The sequence below is a fragment of the Bartonella sp. AA168HLJHH genome (genome assembly GCF_042197365.1).
Lineage (GTDB): Bacteria > Pseudomonadota > Alphaproteobacteria > Rhizobiales > Rhizobiaceae > Bartonella.
Window position 1 is genome coordinate 1 of record NZ_JBHIRS010000007.1, and the last position, 17,158, is coordinate 17,158.

Here is a 17,158-nt window from a genome sequence, read left to right on the forward strand (position 1 = left end):
GGAATACCAATGCGAGGGCGCTCGCAACCGGAGGGGGGCTTGAAGTGCCAACTAAAAATCCACATTTTATCGACATTCTGATAGGCAAAAGAATCCGTCACAGACGCATTTCAATGAGCCTTTCCCAAAAAGAATTAGGAAGCCATTTAGGTGTCAGTTTCCAACAAATCCAAAAATACGAAAAAGGCTTAAATCGTGTAAGTGCCAAATGTTTACTGGAAATCGCTCAAAAACTGGAAGTTCCTATAAGCTTTTTTTATGCAGACATTGCCACAAAAGAAGATCTTTCAACAAAAGAACCTCTCTTACACCACAATCAAGAAACCTATAGCGAAAAAGAACACACCCTTTTAAAAAATTTTAGAGACCTCCAGCCGAAAAAACAAAAAGCAATCTTATGGTTAATTTCTGATTAGGAAAAAGAGCAACAATTAACATACCCCCTGCCTAAAGTTTCCCATACCTGATATCACCATACCTCCAAGAATGATATTTTACGGCATATAAGATAATTCACACTATAGCTCCTCGTTTTCTGTTTCCATTATTGCTTCAAGTCAAGCTGATTAAGGATTGGCAGCTGAGTTTTTTAAGTTTGGCTATTCGTAGCAAAGCGGAGTTAAACAAAAATGACATTGTTACTCAAAACCATGCCCCCTATTGCGTTTACGAGACGGTAGAACAGCGTCAAGAAGGCAAAGCCCCGAAAAAAAATAAAAATATGAGCGGTTAAGTAAAAATCAAAGATTAAACCTATAACGTCAAAAAAGCTGCTCTATGTTGGATTATCTCCACGTCCTCTAAATCTCAGAAAAATGATTTAAAACATTTGTTTTATTGATGAGCCAATCATTGAGATCGAACAATTAACAAAGAACGGTTCAGCAATATCCTGATAGCCAATAAACAGCATAATCCACTCAATCCAGAAAGAAGGAACAATTTTCCAGCCGAAGTGTGACCTAAAACAAACGCTCCAACAAACGGCGCCACCAACATAGCTAAATTTTGTATAGACTGCACCCATCCGGAAGCCAATCCAATCTGTTCATTGAAATTGCTTACCAGATAAACATTAGAAGATATGGAAAAGTAAGCGCTAACCATTCCAATAAGGAAAAAACAGAGCAACAAAGTCTCAATACGGAGTAAATCAAAGTAAAAAAAGCACACTGAGATCATGACAAAACCAATCATTGTTGACATTGCCGGCATTAACAACTCTGATATTTTGCCTGTAAGGGGTTTATGCTTTGATTGTTTCACACTCCAAAATCCATAGAGAAAATTACCGATTGCCGAAGCCGATACCAGCATCCCAAGAGCCTGTTTATTCATTTTCATTGCACTAAGAATAACCGGCAACTGATTATTCACCATAAAGATCATGGCAAAATACACAAACATCACCGCCACATAGGCATACCAAGTTGTCCCATAAAGCCTCTGCTTTGATTTTATGGTATTCGCTGTTTTTATCATGAGCGACGAGACAGGTTGTGCACCAAGACAACAAAACACCATAAAGCCTAGCAATGTCAAAAATCCAGAAAACAATAAAGTATAGGTATCTGATAAAAGTACAGACAGAGCACTCCCCAAAGCAGGTCCTATCATCTTTGCCGCGCTATTGATCATGTTAAGCACAGAATAGTAACGAGTCCGTCCGTTTTCAGGCACCGAATTTGCACTAAGAACGGAAATTGCAGGCATGGCTAGACTGTTGAATGTCGCTCGAATAACTGCCAGTATAATAAATCCTTGCAGACTCGTCGCCATCAATAAACCGACAGTACAGAGTGCCCGTAACAGCAGTGACGCCCGCAACCAATGGATCATAGAACGGTGACTGACCACCATTCCAATTGGCTTAGACAAAACGATACCAGGTAATAATATTGCCGCTCCAATAAAAGCGACATCATATTGATCAGCTTTCCACGTGAACACAGATACGGTCAAAATCACGATATAATCAATCCAACCGCCAAATGACACCACGCCATTACCCAGCAAAAGCACCAACAAGCGATTTTTTACTGCCTCATCTCTTTGCACAAAAACACGCACCCCTTCTTTTTCGTTAGCAATACTGATTAGATGACCAATTTTTCCTCACGCCCTAAAGGCACCAACAGCTTTCACGCAACAAAGCACCAACAAGCGATTTTTTGTTACCCCGTCTCTTTGCACAAAAACACGCACCCCTCTTTTTTGTTAGCAATACTGATTAGATGACCAATTTTTCCTCACGCCCTAAAGGCACCAACAGCTTTCACGCAACAAAGCACCATCGACCTTCATGCAACAAAGCAATTTATAATTATCCATGGTAAACAAAACCTTTGGGGATAAGTCTTAGATATGTATTAAAACTTCCATCGTTGATTGAACTTAATCTGCGTCTTTGCGAATGACGATAATAAGCAAGCCGTTAATCCAGCTCTTAAATACATTTACGATAATCCCGCGCGCCTCCCCTTCAGTTTCCACACAAAAAAACGCTTTAGCGTTCTTTCTCAAGAGAACTCTTTATTCTTCTTCATCACTTACTTGTGGTGGGGGTGGTAAAATATAAGAGCCTGAAAGCCAACGATTAAGATCAATAGCTCGGCACCGTGTGGAACAAAAAGGATAAGAAGATTTTTGTGACATCTGACCACAAATAGGACAAGGATGCGGAGGACGGGTCTCTTTTTGCAAATTTAGCTCTTTTTGTTCTTGGCACACCTTTGTCATTGGCTTCTTCATTAACTTTTCTTCTGTTGCTTTTTTTTCATTTTTGCTTTTCTCTTTTTGTTGCTTTTCACCTTGCATTGATCTTACCTTAAAGTTTTTCTAATGCGTTTGTTCAGCCCAGTGAGTGAAAAGTGGATAGTGATAAGCGGTCAAGAGATCGGCTGTTTCAGCCAAAGGCAATCCCACAACATTAGAATAAGAACCCGTGATATGGACAACAAAAGCCCCTGCTTTTCCTTGGATAGCGTAGCCCCCCGCTTTCCCTTGCCATTCTCCTGAAGCAAGGTAAGCCTTCATCATGGCAGAGGTTAAGCGTCTAAAGCGAACACGACTTTCAACCAATTTTACGGTTATTTTTCCACGTTCATTGAGCGCACAAATGGCACCATAGACCTTATGCGAACGCCCAGAAAGGTATCGTAAACATTCATAAGCCTCATCCTCGCTTTCTGGTTTGGGGAAAATGGTCCGCCCAACAGCCACCACGGTATCAGCCGCCAAGATAATCATTTTCTGTCCAGGTAATTTTTCTTGACCATTCTGCAACTCGTCTTGACCATTCTGACTGTACCAGCGCAAAATTTTTTGGGCTTTCAGTGCTTTTTCTTTTGCCAAACGTTTGGCAAGGTTTGCAGGATGTTCTTTTAATTTTGGCGTTTCATCAATATCGCTTGCATAAACCTGCTGGGGATCAATCCCTATTTGTGCCAAGAGCGCTAAACGCCTTGGCGAAGCGGAGGCAAGCACCAAATAAATTTCTTCTGTAAGAGTATCTGCCAAACGTTTTTCCCCCCACTCTCTTATATTTCTCATTTCCACCCCTTCACAATTGACTTCCCTCTCGCCCCCTTTAGCGCCCCCTTTAGCCTCCCTTTTAAGCGCTATTGATCTCCTTATCCTTTTTCCGCATCGATTTTACAGTTTTTCAAGGCTCTTCAAACACTCCCCTTTTTTCACTCATGAAAAGCAAACTAAAAAACTGTTAAAAAATAATAGAAATAATATGATAGCTTTTAGAAAAAAGTGCAAGCCACCCACGAGGCTACTTATAGCGATATGTAATACGCCCTTTTGTCAAATCATAAGGTGTCATTTCCACCATGATTTTATCACCGGCCAACACCCGTATACGATTTTTCCGCATTCTACCAGCGGTATGGGCAATAATTTCATGATCATTTTCCAGTTTCACACGAAACATCGCGTTAGGTAAGAGTTCAGTAACGATACCAGAAAATTCTAAAACTTCTTCTTTTGACATAAACAAACATTTCCTTTACAGTGCACATATTTTGTTAAGCTGCGCGTTATTTCCAGCGTTCATATCCTATTTTCTTAAGTTTGTGAATAAAAATTCCACAAAAAGGGAAAGGTTTTTCAAGTTTACTCTTCCATGCTCTCAAAAAACGTCATCCCACACCTTAAGAATCAAAACTTTTTTCCACCAATTTTACCCGCTAATTTCCTTCAATTTTTATGATGATTTTGGTTTCAGTGTGACAAGAAATTACGCTAATTTTTTCCCCTAAAGCATTTTCCCAACACCTCTGACTAATCCCTCCACAACTTACGAACAATCATCCTCCCTCCAACTTTTCCTCACCTTCCACACCTTAAACATGCGCCCTTCAGATAAACACCACTCCCCCCACGCCAGAAGCCCTTCCTTTTCTCAAAAACCTTCTCCATTCTTCACTCACCATTCACAACATGCTTCACTGCCCCACACTTCATACTCTACGCATTTCCCATACAGCCTTCCCCATTTTCTCTCTCTCTTCACACGCTTCCTCTAAGCCACTCCTTCCATTTATGTTGTTCTTCCTACCTTCGAAAACACGATCCCTATACATTGCGTATCATTAACCACAACGCCTCTAACGACATAAAGCCTTTTCCTTTTTTACACATTTCCGTTTTCACGCTTTTACGTATTTACAGAATAAAGCCAAATGAAACTTCCACACCGCACCACTCTATAAACAATAGTATTACCCCAGCTTCTTACCTAGCCAATCTCCCCAAGCACTTCAGATCACCCACCCACGGACTTCAGATTCCCCTCAAATGACACCACTTCATCAAGTACCATAAAAGCAAAGCGCTATCTCCTTCACACCATCCTTCACGCATCCCTTCGCACCACCGCCTCTTACCCCCTCTAGTCTGTTCATTCCTATTCCGCCCCCACACTCTCTTCTCCATTCAATCTCCCGCAGGCTTCATCCCAGCTTACCACTCCATTCACAAAAACTCTTTCCCCCATTTATCTCACCATATTCCATGCCATGCCAAAAGCATACACAATGCACAAATCCTCTACTCCTTTTTCACGAATATACGTTTTTAAGCTCCCCTTCTAATCATGATTTCGGAGCCGCGTGAGAGGGACAAAACAAGCCGTTAAGTTCTGGGGGTCAAGGACGCCGTTAGGCGCCATGTAATGGTCTCCTTGACCTTAAGAACCTAGGATTGTTAGTCCCCTCATTAAACGCGGGTCTGATCTCATGATTTTGGTGAGCGTTCCGGAGAGTTTGAGAGGCGGAAAGCCTCTCATTAAAAAATAAAGTTTATAAATAAAAACTATTTTCATTTGCCAATCTTCTGAAATTACTTTATCACTTAAAAGATATTTTGATCGTCTACGCAGCGATCAAGAGGGATTCAAAAACCCTAAGCTCTAGCGTAAAATGAGCCCACTCTTGTGGGTGTCCCGGAATTCCGGGAGTTTTTGCCATGTCCAGGTGCTTTAAGCACTAAAAGCAAAAAAACTGACTAGAGCTCAGTATTTTGACTCCCGGAATACCAATGCGAGGGCGCTCGCAACCGGAGGGGGCTTAAAGTGCAAACTAAAAGTCCATATTTTATCGACATTTTGATAGGAAAAAACGCGATTTATAATCCATATTTCGCACTTTTTTAAAAATTACCCAATCTTATAGTCTTTGAGATTATTTTGATTTTTCTTGCCAATCTCCTGAAATTGCCTTATGAATGAATGCTGTAATTTTGGTCGTATACGCAACGACCAATAGGGAACTAAAAGCCCTAAATCCGAGCGTACAATTGAGCCCACCTTTGTGGGTGTCCCGGAATTCCGGGAGTTTTTGCTATGTCCAGGTGCTTTAAGCACTAAAAGCAAAAAAACTGACTCGGATTCAGTACTTTTAGACTCCCGGAATACCAATGCGAGGGCGCTCGCAACCGGAGGGGGGGCTTGAAGTGCAAACCAAAAATCAAAATTTTATCGACATTCTGATAGGCAAAAGAATTCGTCAAAGAAGAATTGCCATGGGACTTTCCCAAAAAGAATTAGGAAACTATTTAGGTGTCAGTTTCCAACAAATCCAAAAATATGAAAAAGGCTTCAATCGTGTAAGCGCAGGGTGTTTACTCAAAATCGCCCAAAAACTGGAAGTTCCCATAAGCTTTTTTTATGCAGATATTGCCACAAAAGAAAATCTTTCAACACATGCCGCACACTATGATCAAGAAACATACAGCGAAAAAGAACATTCACTTTTGAAAAATTTTAGAGAGCTCCAGCCGAAAAAACAAAAAGCAATCTTATGGTTGATTTCTGATTAAGCAAAAGCGCACACAAAGCATAAATTCTCCGCATCATTTTACGGACATACGTTTTTATTTTACGGATCAACGTTTTGATGCTTCTCCACATTTACAGAAAGCAGCCAAACGAAACTTTCAAATTCCCCCCGCATCACTTTGTAAACATAGGTTTGTCAACAATACAGCTTCTTACTCTAGCCAATTCCCCTGCTGATTTCAGATCACGACACCACAAAGGATAATGTTGCATCAAACGCGACAGATACCTCCTATTTTAAAATATTCTTGCCCCTTCACCACCCTAAAGTAAGATCACGCAAAGCACCGGTCAATCCCACTTCAAAAACAACTTTCCCCACCCCCTCTTTCCTCTCTCGTCAACACACCCACCTCTTCATCCCCCCCAATCTTCTCTCCACATTCCATGCCATGATAAAATCATACACCACGCATAAAGTCCCAGCTTCCTTTTTTGCACATTTCCGTTTTTACGCTTTTACGTATTTACAGAAAGCAGAAAATCTGTAAAAAATGCATTACACAATAACGTTTTCAACAACTGTCATTAAAATCTCGCCTCCCTTTTCATCTAACTCCCCCTATTTTCACTTAAATCATAGATATAAACCGCCCTATTATTGTATTGAGCAGCATAAAATTTTTCGAAAAATTCTAACGATCAAAAGGGGGCATAAGAAGCATTTTACGACTTTTAAAAGAATTTTTATTTACACCCAGTGCTTTTTTGTAACGTAGAAGAGCACATTTAATTAATTGACTATAAGAAAGTTTGAAATGAGAGAAGCTTTTCGTTTTTCTCGTTCAACATCCACAACGATAACTCCTTCTTATAAATCAATTTTTTTCGTAATACAAAACGCACCAAAAGGAATAGACCTGCGTTGCATATTCACACGCTTGTTTTAAAGAAAGATCTCTCAACGCTCATCACACCCATTTTGCAAAACGCCGCCCGTAAAGAAATGGTAAGCCCCCATGAAGTATATAAAATCCATTCAGCCCTCCCCTATCTTTACGCTTATGGAAAAACACGTTTACGCTTATGGAAGAACAAGGCCGGCATCATCACAAAAACTCTGCCAGCTCCCAATGTTGCAGACAGCCTTCGGTTCAAGAGATAATTCATTAAAGGCATGCCTTTCTTGTACAGTTTTGACCCACATGCACGCCCCACCACTTATGATGTATAAGCCAAGTAATTTTAATTGATTTAATATGAGAGAACTGGTGATGAGAAATTTTATTATATTCAGCAACGCGCTTCACGTTAAAAAATGGTTATTTATTATTATAAATCAATATATTAATAAAGAAGAGAGTCATCATCAAGACGCTTACCTTTTTCTAAAAAAGGCTTCACACTGAAAGAAAACATCTAAAACTTAGATAAAAAAAAAGGTTTGCCTCTAATAAACAAACCTCTGCAGAAAATTATTCACATAACTTTCAAAATTTTAAATTAATCCCTCTAGAAGCAATAAAAACGCTTTAGAAGCACCAAAATGAATACAAAGATCAATTTAACACAATGTTAAGAAAAATCAAGAACAAAAAATTTTTATCGTTAATGCACCTTTAAAAAACGAGGCTTTTTAACCTACGCGGCTCAAAAGTCCGGGGCTTCTCTACAAACGCCTCCAAGCCAATCAATCCCTTCATCTCTCTCAAAAGACAGCATAAAAGGTTCACAATACAAGTCTTCGCTAAAAAAATATCAATCGCCAGCGCTCATAAAAGCCAGCGTTGGTATAAAAGATCAGATTATCGAACAATCTTGCTAAAATGTCTTCCCAATAAATAAAAAAGAAGCGGATTCTTAAATATTTCCGCCTCTTTAACAATAAAAATTATGATGAGGGATTATTAAAAAATTTCAAGACTGTGAAGGGAACCAATTTGATAACAATTCATACCTTACAGGATCATCGGCACACTGTCCACCACCACATTCCAGTATGGTAGAAATCAAATTTGCCGCAATCAAAAACACAAATAAAAAACTTGCCGCTTTACTCAAGACTGGAAAAGGAGAAAATTCTTTGAACTTGTGTGCCAATTCGCCTAAAATCATGACAAATGAGACAGCAAAGATACAAAGGACAGAAATAATGAAAGCCCAAGTATAAAAATGCAATCCAAAGAACGTTGAACCATATCCTAAATCATCGGGTGTGATATGCAAAAACACTTGCCGTGCTGCCACAGCACTGGTTACCATACAACCAAGAATAACCATACCATAATGGGTATTTTTCACCTTATGGTGAATATTGAGTAAGAACCCACAACCTGCCAGCATCAATCCAACGCGCTGCAGCAAACAAAGGGGACAAGGTAACTCAAACTTTACCAATTGATAATAAAAAGCCACCACCAAGACAATAGATAACCCAAAGAGTCCTAGCGTATTCATAAAGATGACGAAGTGAGGATTTTTTTGTTCAACATGTTCCATGGCTATTCTCTCAAAAAGATAAATTTAAAGTAGAAGTTGCGTGATGATTGAAAGTGAGAAGAATGACAACGAATAAAATTGCCCACAAAGCATAACTTATATTTTTTTTGCCACACATAGTCGTTACTGCAGTACCTAAAGCGATTAAAAATGGAAGAAACATAGCTTTTAAATCTCCTTTACATCCGTTGTTTAACTCTTATTTATTTCAGCGTTCACCATATTACAAAATTGGGCAAAAAAGAGACCATGGATTTATTATTCACAATTCGTCACTCGCGATTGATATTGCCATTATATTTAAGTGAAAAAACGATATAATCGCTCAGAAGCACATCTCAACAAAAGCGTTAAAAGCACAAAAGCGTTGATTATTCGCTTCCCCTTATATCTGCCATTGTTAAAGATATATCGACAATTATAAAGATTATATCCCCTATAAAGATTATATCCCCCACTCACAAAAGAATCACTTGAACAACAAAATAAATAGGCTTTGAAATCGAGAGATATACATCTCTTTTTTTCTCAAAAGAATATCCTCATTTTGCAACACATTTTTGACATAAAAATCTCTTTTTCTCATAAGCAATGTTTCAAATTGCAACAGATTTTATATCATATGGTGATCTTGTTTATTTTAGCAAATAAAAAATAAGACATTTTTTTAAAAAAAACTTATAATCAATGGCTTTTCCCCAATACACTTTTCCCTCTTATCTTAAATAAAAGACAATACCGCAAGCTCAACAGCCTCATGGGTCCCACGCCACCCCGTGACATTGCCCTCCCCCCTCACAAGAAGTGCTTCATGCCTTCAATACTTTAGTTTTTCATCTCTCGAGATCCCCTTTAAATTTTTAGCTTTCCGCCTTATTTGAAAAATAACTGTTTCTCTGTCATCAATTGGCTTTGCAAAAAGAATATAAAACTTTAAAAAAAATAATGATAAAGAATCGCATTGAACCTTTGAAAAGGATAGAGAATGATGAAAAAATCATGTGATGTGGCGATTTTAATGGGGAGCCAATCGGATTGGCAAACGATGTGCCATAGTGCAGATATTTTGACGAATCTTGGTATTTCTCATAGTTCGCATATTGTCTCAGCACACCGAACTCCTGAACGCCTTTATCAATTTGCAAAAGAAGCAAAAGAAGCAGGGTTTAAAGTTTTAATTGCCGGTGCGGGGGGTGCAGCGCATCTTCCAGGTATGTTAGCAGCCCTTACTCCTCTTCCTGTTTTTGGCGTTCCAGTGCATTCTCACTCTCTTTCTGGTCAAGATTCTTTGCTTTCAATCGTGCAAATGCCAGCAGGGATACCCGTCGGCACATTAGCAATTGGCAAAGCAGGTGCAATTAATGCAGCACTTTTAGCCGCAGCCGTTATGGCCGTTTATGACCATGATCTCGCCCAACGATTAGAAGATTGGCGTCAACAACAAACAGCCAATGTCGCCCAAACGCCTGTAACGGAGGTTTAAAATGGCACCGTTTTTCAACACCTCCTCAGCCAACACCACCTCGTCCAACACCACTCCCTTCACCATGTTACCTCCAGGCAGCGTCATTGGTTTAATCGGGGGGGGACAATTAGCACGGATGCTCGCCATAGCGGCCGCAGAATTAGGATTTCGAACCGTTATTTTTTGCCCTGAAGCCGATTGCCCAGCCGCTCAAACAGCAAACAACCATATTGTTTCCGCCTATGACGATATATCAGCTTTAGATCATTTTATTTCTCAGTGTGATGTTGTCAGCTATGAATTTGAAAATCTTTCGCTTCAAACGGTTCAATATGTAGAAAAGAGTAAGCCTGTTTATCCTTCTTCCAAAGCATTAAAGATCACGCAAGATCGACTTTTTGAGAAGCAATTTTTGCGTGATCAAGGGATTGGCACCGCGTTATGGCACGCTGTTGACAATTTTTCTTCTCTTCTTTCCGCTCTTGATACCTTAGGCGGACGTGGTCTTTTAAAGACGCGTCGTTTTGGTTATGACGGAAAAAACCAGATCAAGCTTGATCACCCAGATGAACAAACCCTTGACGAAGCCTTAAGGACTTTTCAGGAACAGCCTTGTATTTTGGAAGAAATAGTTCCTTTTTTATCGGAAATTTCGGTTCTTTCGGCACGTACAAAACAAGGAGAACATATTTTTTATGACTGCCCTGAAAATCAACACAAAAATGGTATTCTTCATAAATCCTTTGTTCCATCACATATTCCACCTGAGGTGCAAAAAGCAGCTCAAGAAATCAGCTTAACAGTTATGGATGCCCTCAATTATGTTGGTGTTCTTTGCATTGAATTTTTTGTCTTAACGAATGGTCATCTTTTAGTGAATGAATTAGCACCGCGTGTCCATAATTCTGGTCATTGGACACAAAAGGCATGCATAACTTCACAATTTGAACAGCATATCCGTGCTATTTGCGGACTTCCCTTAGGCAGTCCCTATCGCCATAGCGATTGCCAAATGACCAATCTTCTTGGTAACAATTTTAGCACGTTAAAATATTTTCTGAAGCAAGAGCGCACCTCGATCCATTTATATGGCAAAAGCACTGTTCACCCCAACCGCAAAATGGGGCATATCATCCAATTACTGGGACCAGCCAACAAATCTTAAGCCCACATATATACAAATACTTTTTCACACTTTTCCCCTAAATGAACTGAAAAAACAACCTCTCCCCCCACACCGATATCCATCGGCTTCAAAAGCGCCCCTAACCTTTTAATTCTCCCCTGAAAGGGCGTGAAGCCCTCCTACAAGCTCCTTCTCTCTTAAAAACATCACCTCTTCCCCCTCCAAACCGCTTCATCCTACACGAACATCTCATCCGCCCTCAAAAACAAAGCTTCACTCCACACCAATATCCAAGCAGCACAACAAGCGCTCCCAACCCTTCAACTCCACCCCCTAGCTCTTCTCCCCTTCCTTTTCTCAAAAATATCCCCCGGCTAAAAATAATCCACCAGCCCCCAACTTCACTACCCCTCCACCTCCCACAGCATAAATATTCCCCTATAACATACGCAGCCCCTTCATTTTTCTTTTAATGCCAATCTTTAGGCCTTTAATTGCAACCTTTAGAGGATAAACTTACCTCTTGCGGCCTATAGAGAGCATTCTAACAATGCGTTCTCATTGCCTCTAGTCTCCCTTCTTGTGTTCATTCTTTCACAAAAGTGCCAAGCGCCGCTCCGCACCACGCCTTGAGTTTCATGTCAAAGATATAATTACAGTACTAAGCTTATCCATCATAGAATATCCTCTCTCCCCTCATAAGGCGATATTACCTGTGTTGTATTTTCTAGAGCTTGCAGCGTCTCTCCTTATTTCATTTCGCAATAAAGCTTAAAATAGCAGATAAACATACAACTACACACCGAAAGAAAACCGTAAATTTAGCTTACACTCTAAAACAACAACCGTTTTAAATATCACTCACTTTAATATCTGTAATATTTGTCACCTTCGTTATGTCTATCGCCTTCGTTCTTTCCCCTATAAAATTACGTTATTCAAATTTGAGCGCCTAACAGCACTCAAGGACGAAGATTTCTGTGCCGATCTGTCAACAATCAAGCTTTTCTTAAGTAAATTCAACCGGCTAAACACTTCAATATTAAATGCCTCTTCGCCTATAGTTTAGTGATAAAATATAATTGTACTCACAAAACGAATCTTTTATACAGCGGCACGAAAAATTGTACATGCCTCATAATAATAAAGGGAAGATGCGCTACAGACGTAGCAAGTCATTCGTATTATAATTATAACAAGTACAGAAATCTTTTTTCATTTCATAAAAATAGTCTGAGAAACTGAGTTATTCGCTTTATCAAAAGACAAAACCTTCAAGAAACAAACGAATATCAACATGACAAAACCAAACCTATCAGATGCATCACCAAAAGAACAAAATGATACATCTTCTCAATGGGACTTAGTCCTCGATATCCAAAAAGAAGTTAAGGAAACATTAAAGGCTGGTGTTGTTTCACTGGGAGAATTTATATTCATAATCTTTATAAGCGTCTGTTTATACATTTTTCTCTCAGATATTAGGCCATGCGGATAAACCTCAAATGGATGCTGCAAGTTTAATCGGGCTGATATGCGGATTAATTCTGTACGGTTCGATACCAATCTCTTTGGTGCTACGGATCATAGTAAAGAAGAAACTGAAAAAAGTAATGAAACAACTAGACGAAGCGGTTGCTAATCAAAATATAATAAGGAGAGAAAATGACTGAAGCTATAATATTAGGGCGCATTCTAGGGATCATTGTCGGTTGTGCAATAATAACATTATCCGTTTGGCTTGTTTATTCTACCATTAAATATCGAAAACTGTACCGTAAAGCGCTTACAGGACTAAACTTAGCAATTCAAAAATGTAATAAAGAAATTAATAAATAAAAAAAGTCGTGAAAAACGTGGTATTAAAATACCATAATCCTTATTTTCATATTTCTAGACGTATTTAATGTGATTACCAGTTATTGATGACCCATATTGAGGGTATAAGATTTTTCATAAGGGGACGTTTGAAACTATAGGCATGATATTATGTGCGTACAGCCAATACAAGAAACAATTCCAACGGCTCCCCCTCTTCCCCCACTTCAAGCATTTCAGCCGGCGCACGCACCTGACAGGGCTTCACGAGCCCCCACAAACAAGCATCTTGCGTTTTAAGAAGTCCCCCTTTGCCCTTAACGACAAAAACCACACCACTTCAACAATCCAACGGCGTCCCCTCTTCCCCCCACTTCAAACATTTCAGCCGGCGCACGCACCTGACAGGGCTTCACGAACCCCCACAAACAAGCCCCTTACGTTTTAAGAAGTCCCCCTTTGCCCTTAACGACAAAAACCACACCACTTCAACAATCCAACGGCTCAACAGCGCTCCTGTTCTTGCAACACTCCCTAACAGAGCTTATTTGTTTAAAGCTGACAAGGCTTTTACTTTTTTCCACTCTTTGTGCTTTTTTGTGTCCTTTTTTTACGAGAAAATTTTTACCTTCAAGGCCAACCCTTAACACACCCTAAGGAATTTGTAAGGGATATACCCTTGACAAGAATAAGACTTCTTGTTAAATCTCTCCTACTTTTTTGCAATTTTCACTTATCGTTGTGCTAATGAAGTGGTTAATGCGTACCTTAAGAGTGCGCTTTTCTTTTTGTGATCACAGTGAAAAAGTGTATCGTGTGATGTTATCATGCAAGTACGATATCGCAATGCAATGCTCATAGAGTAAGCAGTCTATTGGGGTTGTAATATTGTATTTTCGTGTTTTAATATTGTATTATAGTATTGTGTTACGTAAACTATTTAAACGGTGAATATGATGAAAATTAAAAATTCGCTTAAAGCACTAAAAGAGCGCCACCGTAACAATCGTTTGGTGCGTCGTAAGGGTCGTGTTTATATTCTTAATAAAACGAACCCACGTTTTAGAGCACGTCAGGGCTAATTCTTTTAGGACTAATTTCTTTAGGATCAATGTTTTTATGCCTACTTTAATTGTAGGCTTAAAAAAATTTTCTTGCGTTTTTTTGGTTATAAGTCCGTTGATTACAAGTCTAGTATTTGATAATATTTGGTGATTTATCTTTTGGGGGCTTGTTTTTATGGATTTTTCTATTTTTTTTAAAGCCTTTCGATTTTTTCAGCTGCGTTTTTTCTGTATTTTTCAGCGCGCGTTTTTTCTTTTTTTTGTTGGCGTTTTTTGTTTTGTTCCCTCGAGCTATGGGCAAAATCCTCCTTCTCTTCCTGAAGATCGGCCTTCTCCACAATCGCTTTTACCGTTAGATGATCTTATTCCCAATTCTCCTCCCCCTTCCTCAACGCCCTCCGATTCTGATTCCTCGGCGGTTATTCTTGAAGATCTTGACAAAGAGCAGCTTTCCCATGTTGACAGAGTTAAGCAGCGCAAAGAAGCAGAAATTTCACGTTTACTCAAAGAATTGAAATATTGTGCTGATGTTGCTAAAGCGAAAAAGATCAGTCAACAACTTCAACATTTATGGTCCCAATCGGGGAGTGAGACGATTGATCTTTTAATGTCATGGGCTGAAAATGCACTCAACAGCGATGATTATGGACTTGCGCTTGATTATATTGACAATGCTCTTGCACTTTTACCTACTCATGCTGAAGCTTGGATAAGACGCGCTTGGATTCACATTCAACTGAACGATTTCAAACTTGCCCTGCTTGATCTCAACCATGCTCTTGAACTTGAGCCGCGCAATTATAGTGCTTTTTTTGAACTTGGCGTTGTCATGGAAGCAACGGAGCGTCCAAAACTTGCTCTTAAAGCTTATGAAACAGCATTGGATTACTATCCACAAATGCGCAGGATTCAAAAGCGCGTGCAAGCTCTGTTAGACGAACAATCACCCCAAGCTCTTTAAAACCATTCAAGAACAAGACACTTTACGGCATCCTTTCAAACCTAGATAAGACGCAAGCCGGCTTCACATTCCACTCAATAAACTGCCCCTGCTTATAACCACACCATCACCCCCCCACACAATTGACAGTGCCTTTTTTTGAATTTGGACCTTTTTTGTATTGAAGGCATCTTCCAAACACTGCCAATATGCCCCTTACAGAATTTCTTCTCATAGCAAGCATACGGGCTTCACGCCTAAGTCCTCTTCACGCCGTTTCTTCTTTTCACACCTTCCATCATGGATAAAAAAAAATTGTAAACACGATCCTCAAAAAATACTTTTTGAAAAAAGCTTAAAACATCGCTTAGCGCCTCTAATAAACTATCACCGTCTGTTTTTTATTTATGAGCTTCAACCATATAGCAGCACATACCGTATCGGCTCTCCTCCACCCCTCAAAGTTGATAAAACAGCCCTGAAATATGGCTTCACAAAGCAAAAACTTCAAAGGTGCAACACCAATTCAACCAACATCCTTGAATAAGAAATATTCCTTTCAAAACTCCTCCAAGCATTACCACGAAACATAAAAATCAAGCACTGTCCCAAAAGAGCCAATCAAGCCATTGCCAATAAACCGTTCTGCGTCACTCAATCACCCACCCCCACTCATATTTTTTGCTTTTTTACTTTGAATAAGCCATCCATCATACAGCCATTTCGAGCAACCACCGACAATATCATCAATCTCTCCTGAAATACTTTATGAAAAAGAAGAGAGCGAGGTTATTTTATCTCTAGCAGAAGCTCTGAAATTGTTTTATATTAAGGAGGGTGTTCTGCGCTTCTCGACAGGAAATAACGTATTCCTGAGACCTTAATGATCTCCAAGGGAGCTGTCCCTGATCAAGCCCGTGGGCTTTTTCATATGGCGCCCACCTATTTGTATAGGTTCCCGGGATCAGCTTTTTCCATCGGCTGTTGTGGATCACCCTTTATTTATATAACTTTTTTACATCAAATTTTTCCAGCTAAAATTGAGAGCGTCCTTTTACATAAGACCAATGACGATACTCTCTTTTCAAGAAATAAAAATTACGATAGGCTTTATTTTATAAAACAAACAGCACTTACAAATAATCCCCTCTGTGAATCTGCTTCATCCCTTCGCACGCAAGCAACGCAAAAGCGGTTTATCGCACCAAAATACCCCCTAAAGAGCACACACTTTTTTTCATGCTTTTTTTTTCATGAGCACAGCTCTTGTCCTAACAGAGATTTACAAAACGCCAACAATGGATAAAATACCAGCATCTTATAAAACAATTGACGAGACAATGACAAATAATCCCCTCTATGAATCTGCTTCATCCCTTCGCACACAGCAACGCAAAAGCGGTTTATCGCGTCGTGATGCTCTTTTAACAGAAGAGCGTGCACTCTTTTCGCAGCGTGCTTGTTGCCACTTTATTGAATACCTTGAAAAGAAGGGAACCGATTTTTCACGCCTCATTTTAGCAGGCTATTGGCCCATTAAATCGGAAATTGACCCGCGTCCTTTACTGAATGCTGTAGCGTTACGCGGTGGGCATTTAGCCTTACCAGCAGTTCTTGATTCCACCACCATGATTTTCCGTGCATTTTCGCCCAGCACAATTTTAGAGCCCATGCGTTTTGGCACCTTTGGTCCGGGTGCAGACAATGACGTTGTTGCCCCCAATAATATTATTGTTCCGCTTTCTGCATTTGATCGTCAATGTCACCGTCTTGGCTATGGAGGAGGATACTATGACCGTGCTGTTGCAGCTCTTGAAAAACAAGGGCATCAAATGATATTATGGGGCATAGGATTTTCATGTCAGGAGGTTTCTTCTATTCCCGCAGCAGAACACGATCTACAGGTACAAGGAATTTTTACAGAAAAAGGTTTCTTAAAATGTTAAAATGTGATTAAAGC

16 protein-coding genes and 1 other RNA gene are annotated in these 17,158 nt (G+C 39.6%); 9 read left to right on the forward strand and 8 right to left on the reverse strand.

Features of this window, described 5'->3' with window-relative positions:
* Positions 1–44 precede the first annotated feature (44 nt).
* Positions 45–416, forward strand: coding sequence for a helix-turn-helix domain-containing protein (locus ACFINM_RS05570; protein ID WP_375630103.1), 372 nt, complete (start codon positions 45–47; stop codon positions 414–416).
* 433 nt (positions 417–849) lie between these two features.
* Here the strand turns inward: ACFINM_RS05570 and ACFINM_RS05575 are convergent, their stop codons facing one another.
* The 4 genes from ACFINM_RS05575 to infA all read right to left on the reverse strand — a co-directional run bounded on the left by ACFINM_RS05575 (position 850) and on the right by infA (position 4,000).
* A complete protein-coding gene (locus ACFINM_RS05575) occupies positions 850–2,058 on the reverse strand; it encodes an MFS transporter (RefSeq protein WP_375640861.1) in 1,209 nt (402 codons plus the stop codon).
* A gap of 474 nt (positions 2,059–2,532) precedes the next feature.
* A complete protein-coding gene (gene yacG / locus ACFINM_RS05580) occupies positions 2,533–2,817 on the reverse strand; it encodes a DNA gyrase inhibitor YacG (RefSeq protein ID WP_375611670.1) in 285 nt (94 codons plus the stop codon).
* A gap of 21 nt (positions 2,818–2,838) precedes the next feature.
* Entirely contained in the window at positions 2,839–3,552 is a 714-nt protein-coding gene (locus ACFINM_RS05585) for a Maf family nucleotide pyrophosphatase (RefSeq protein ID WP_375610660.1), read from the reverse strand.
* A 229-nt stretch (positions 3,553–3,781) separates the two neighbouring features.
* Complete coding sequence (gene infA / locus ACFINM_RS05590) at positions 3,782–4,000, reverse strand: translation initiation factor IF-1 (RefSeq protein ID WP_004857577.1); 219 nt, start codon at positions 3,998–4,000, stop codon at positions 3,782–3,784.
* Between the two features lie 1,961 nt (positions 4,001–5,961).
* Here infA and ACFINM_RS05595 point away from each other — a divergent pair.
* Positions 5,962–6,327, forward strand: a complete 366-nt coding sequence (locus ACFINM_RS05595; RefSeq protein WP_375613591.1) for a helix-turn-helix domain-containing protein — start codon at positions 5,962–5,964, stop codon at positions 6,325–6,327.
* Positions 6,328–7,370: 1,043 nt separating this feature from the next.
* Here the strand turns inward: ACFINM_RS05595 and ACFINM_RS05600 are convergent.
* The 3 genes from ACFINM_RS05600 to ACFINM_RS05610 all read right to left on the reverse strand — a co-directional run bounded on the left by ACFINM_RS05600 (position 7,371) and on the right by ACFINM_RS05610 (position 8,948).
* Positions 7,371–7,493, reverse strand: a complete 123-nt coding sequence (locus tag ACFINM_RS05600; protein ID WP_375630052.1) for a hypothetical protein — start codon at positions 7,491–7,493, stop codon at positions 7,371–7,373.
* Positions 7,494–8,203: 710 nt separating this feature from the next.
* Complete coding sequence (locus ACFINM_RS05605) at positions 8,204–8,785, reverse strand: disulfide bond formation protein B (RefSeq protein ID WP_375613594.1); 582 nt, start codon at positions 8,783–8,785, stop codon at positions 8,204–8,206.
* A 10-nt stretch (positions 8,786–8,795) separates the two neighbouring features.
* Positions 8,796–8,948, reverse strand: a complete 153-nt coding sequence (locus tag ACFINM_RS05610; RefSeq protein ID WP_273790835.1) for a DUF5993 family protein — start codon at positions 8,946–8,948, stop codon at positions 8,796–8,798.
* An 822-nt stretch (positions 8,949–9,770) separates the two neighbouring features.
* On the opposite strand from ACFINM_RS05610, the gene purE reads away from it, so the two are divergent.
* From purE to ACFINM_RS05625, 3 genes are all read left to right on the forward strand, one after another.
* Complete coding sequence (gene purE, locus ACFINM_RS05615) at positions 9,771–10,268, forward strand: 5-(carboxyamino)imidazole ribonucleotide mutase (RefSeq protein ID WP_375610656.1); 498 nt, start codon at positions 9,771–9,773, stop codon at positions 10,266–10,268.
* 1 nt (position 10,269) lies between these two features.
* Positions 10,270–11,415, forward strand: a complete 1,146-nt coding sequence (locus ACFINM_RS05620) for a 5-(carboxyamino)imidazole ribonucleotide synthase (RefSeq protein ID WP_375640862.1) — start codon at positions 10,270–10,272, stop codon at positions 11,413–11,415.
* 1,626 nt (positions 11,416–13,041) lie between these two features.
* Positions 13,042–13,215 carry a hypothetical protein gene (locus ACFINM_RS05625; protein ID WP_375611660.1) on the forward strand — a complete coding sequence of 58 codons (174 nt, stop codon included), beginning with the start codon at positions 13,042–13,044 and terminating at the stop codon, positions 13,213–13,215.
* 148 nt (positions 13,216–13,363) lie between these two features.
* Here ACFINM_RS05625 and ACFINM_RS05630 read toward each other — a convergent pair whose 3' ends face one another.
* Entirely contained in the window at positions 13,364–13,528 is a 165-nt protein-coding gene (locus ACFINM_RS05630) for a hypothetical protein (protein WP_375640864.1), read from the reverse strand.
* Positions 13,529–14,150: 622 nt separating this feature from the next.
* Here ACFINM_RS05630 and ykgO point away from each other — a divergent pair.
* The 4 genes from ykgO to ACFINM_RS05650 all read left to right on the forward strand — a co-directional run bounded on the left by ykgO (position 14,151) and on the right by ACFINM_RS05650 (position 17,144).
* On the forward strand, positions 14,151–14,276 hold the full coding sequence (gene ykgO / locus ACFINM_RS05635; RefSeq protein WP_004863016.1) for a type B 50S ribosomal protein L36: 126 nt from the start codon (positions 14,151–14,153) through the stop codon (positions 14,274–14,276).
* 157 nt (positions 14,277–14,433) lie between these two features.
* On the forward strand, positions 14,434–15,219 hold the full coding sequence (locus ACFINM_RS05640; RefSeq protein ID WP_375640865.1) for a tetratricopeptide repeat protein: 786 nt from the start codon (positions 14,434–14,436) through the stop codon (positions 15,217–15,219).
* Positions 15,220–16,034: 815 nt separating this feature from the next.
* A non-coding RNA gene (gene ssrS, locus ACFINM_RS05645) (6S RNA) lies at positions 16,035–16,195 on the forward strand.
* 343 nt (positions 16,196–16,538) lie between these two features.
* The gene (locus ACFINM_RS05650) at positions 16,539–17,144 is read left to right on the forward strand and encodes a 5-formyltetrahydrofolate cyclo-ligase (RefSeq protein WP_375640908.1); all 606 of its coding nucleotides are present in this window, start codon (positions 16,539–16,541) and stop codon (positions 17,142–17,144) included.
* Positions 17,145–17,158: the final 14 nt, after the last annotated feature.

Bases quoted from the DNA above. Each gene is read 5' to 3' on its own strand.
- yacG (WP_375611670.1), bottom strand. From the start codon at position 2,817: ATGCAAGGTGAAAAGCAACAAAAAGAGAAAAGCAAAAATGAAAAAAAA.
- ACFINM_RS05585 (WP_375610660.1), bottom strand. From the start codon at position 3,552: ATGAGAAATATAAGAGAGTGGGGGGAAAAACGTTTGGCAGATACTCTT.
- infA (WP_004857577.1), bottom strand. From the start codon at position 4,000: ATGTCAAAAGAAGAAGTTTTAGAATTTTCTGGTATCGTTACTGAACTC.
- ACFINM_RS05600 (WP_375630052.1), bottom strand. From the start codon at position 7,493: ATGTGGGTCAAAACTGTACAAGAAAGGCATGCCTTTAATGAATTATCT.
- ACFINM_RS05605 (WP_375613594.1), bottom strand. From the start codon at position 8,785: ATGGAACATGTTGAACAAAAAAATCCTCACTTCGTCATCTTTATGAAT.
- ACFINM_RS05610 (WP_273790835.1), bottom strand. From the start codon at position 8,948: ATGTTTCTTCCATTTTTAATCGCTTTAGGTACTGCAGTAACGACTATG.
- purE (WP_375610656.1), top strand. From the start codon at position 9,771: ATGATGAAAAAATCATGTGATGTGGCGATTTTAATGGGGAGCCAATCG.
- ACFINM_RS05620 (WP_375640862.1), top strand. From the start codon at position 10,270: ATGGCACCGTTTTTCAACACCTCCTCAGCCAACACCACCTCGTCCAAC.
- ACFINM_RS05625 (WP_375611660.1), top strand. From the start codon at position 13,042: ATGACTGAAGCTATAATATTAGGGCGCATTCTAGGGATCATTGTCGGT.
- ykgO (WP_004863016.1), top strand. From the start codon at position 14,151: ATGAAAATTAAAAATTCGCTTAAAGCACTAAAAGAGCGCCACCGTAAC.
- ACFINM_RS05640 (WP_375640865.1), top strand. From the start codon at position 14,434: ATGGATTTTTCTATTTTTTTTAAAGCCTTTCGATTTTTTCAGCTGCGT.
- ACFINM_RS05650 (WP_375640908.1), top strand. From the start codon at position 16,539: ATGACAAATAATCCCCTCTATGAATCTGCTTCATCCCTTCGCACACAG.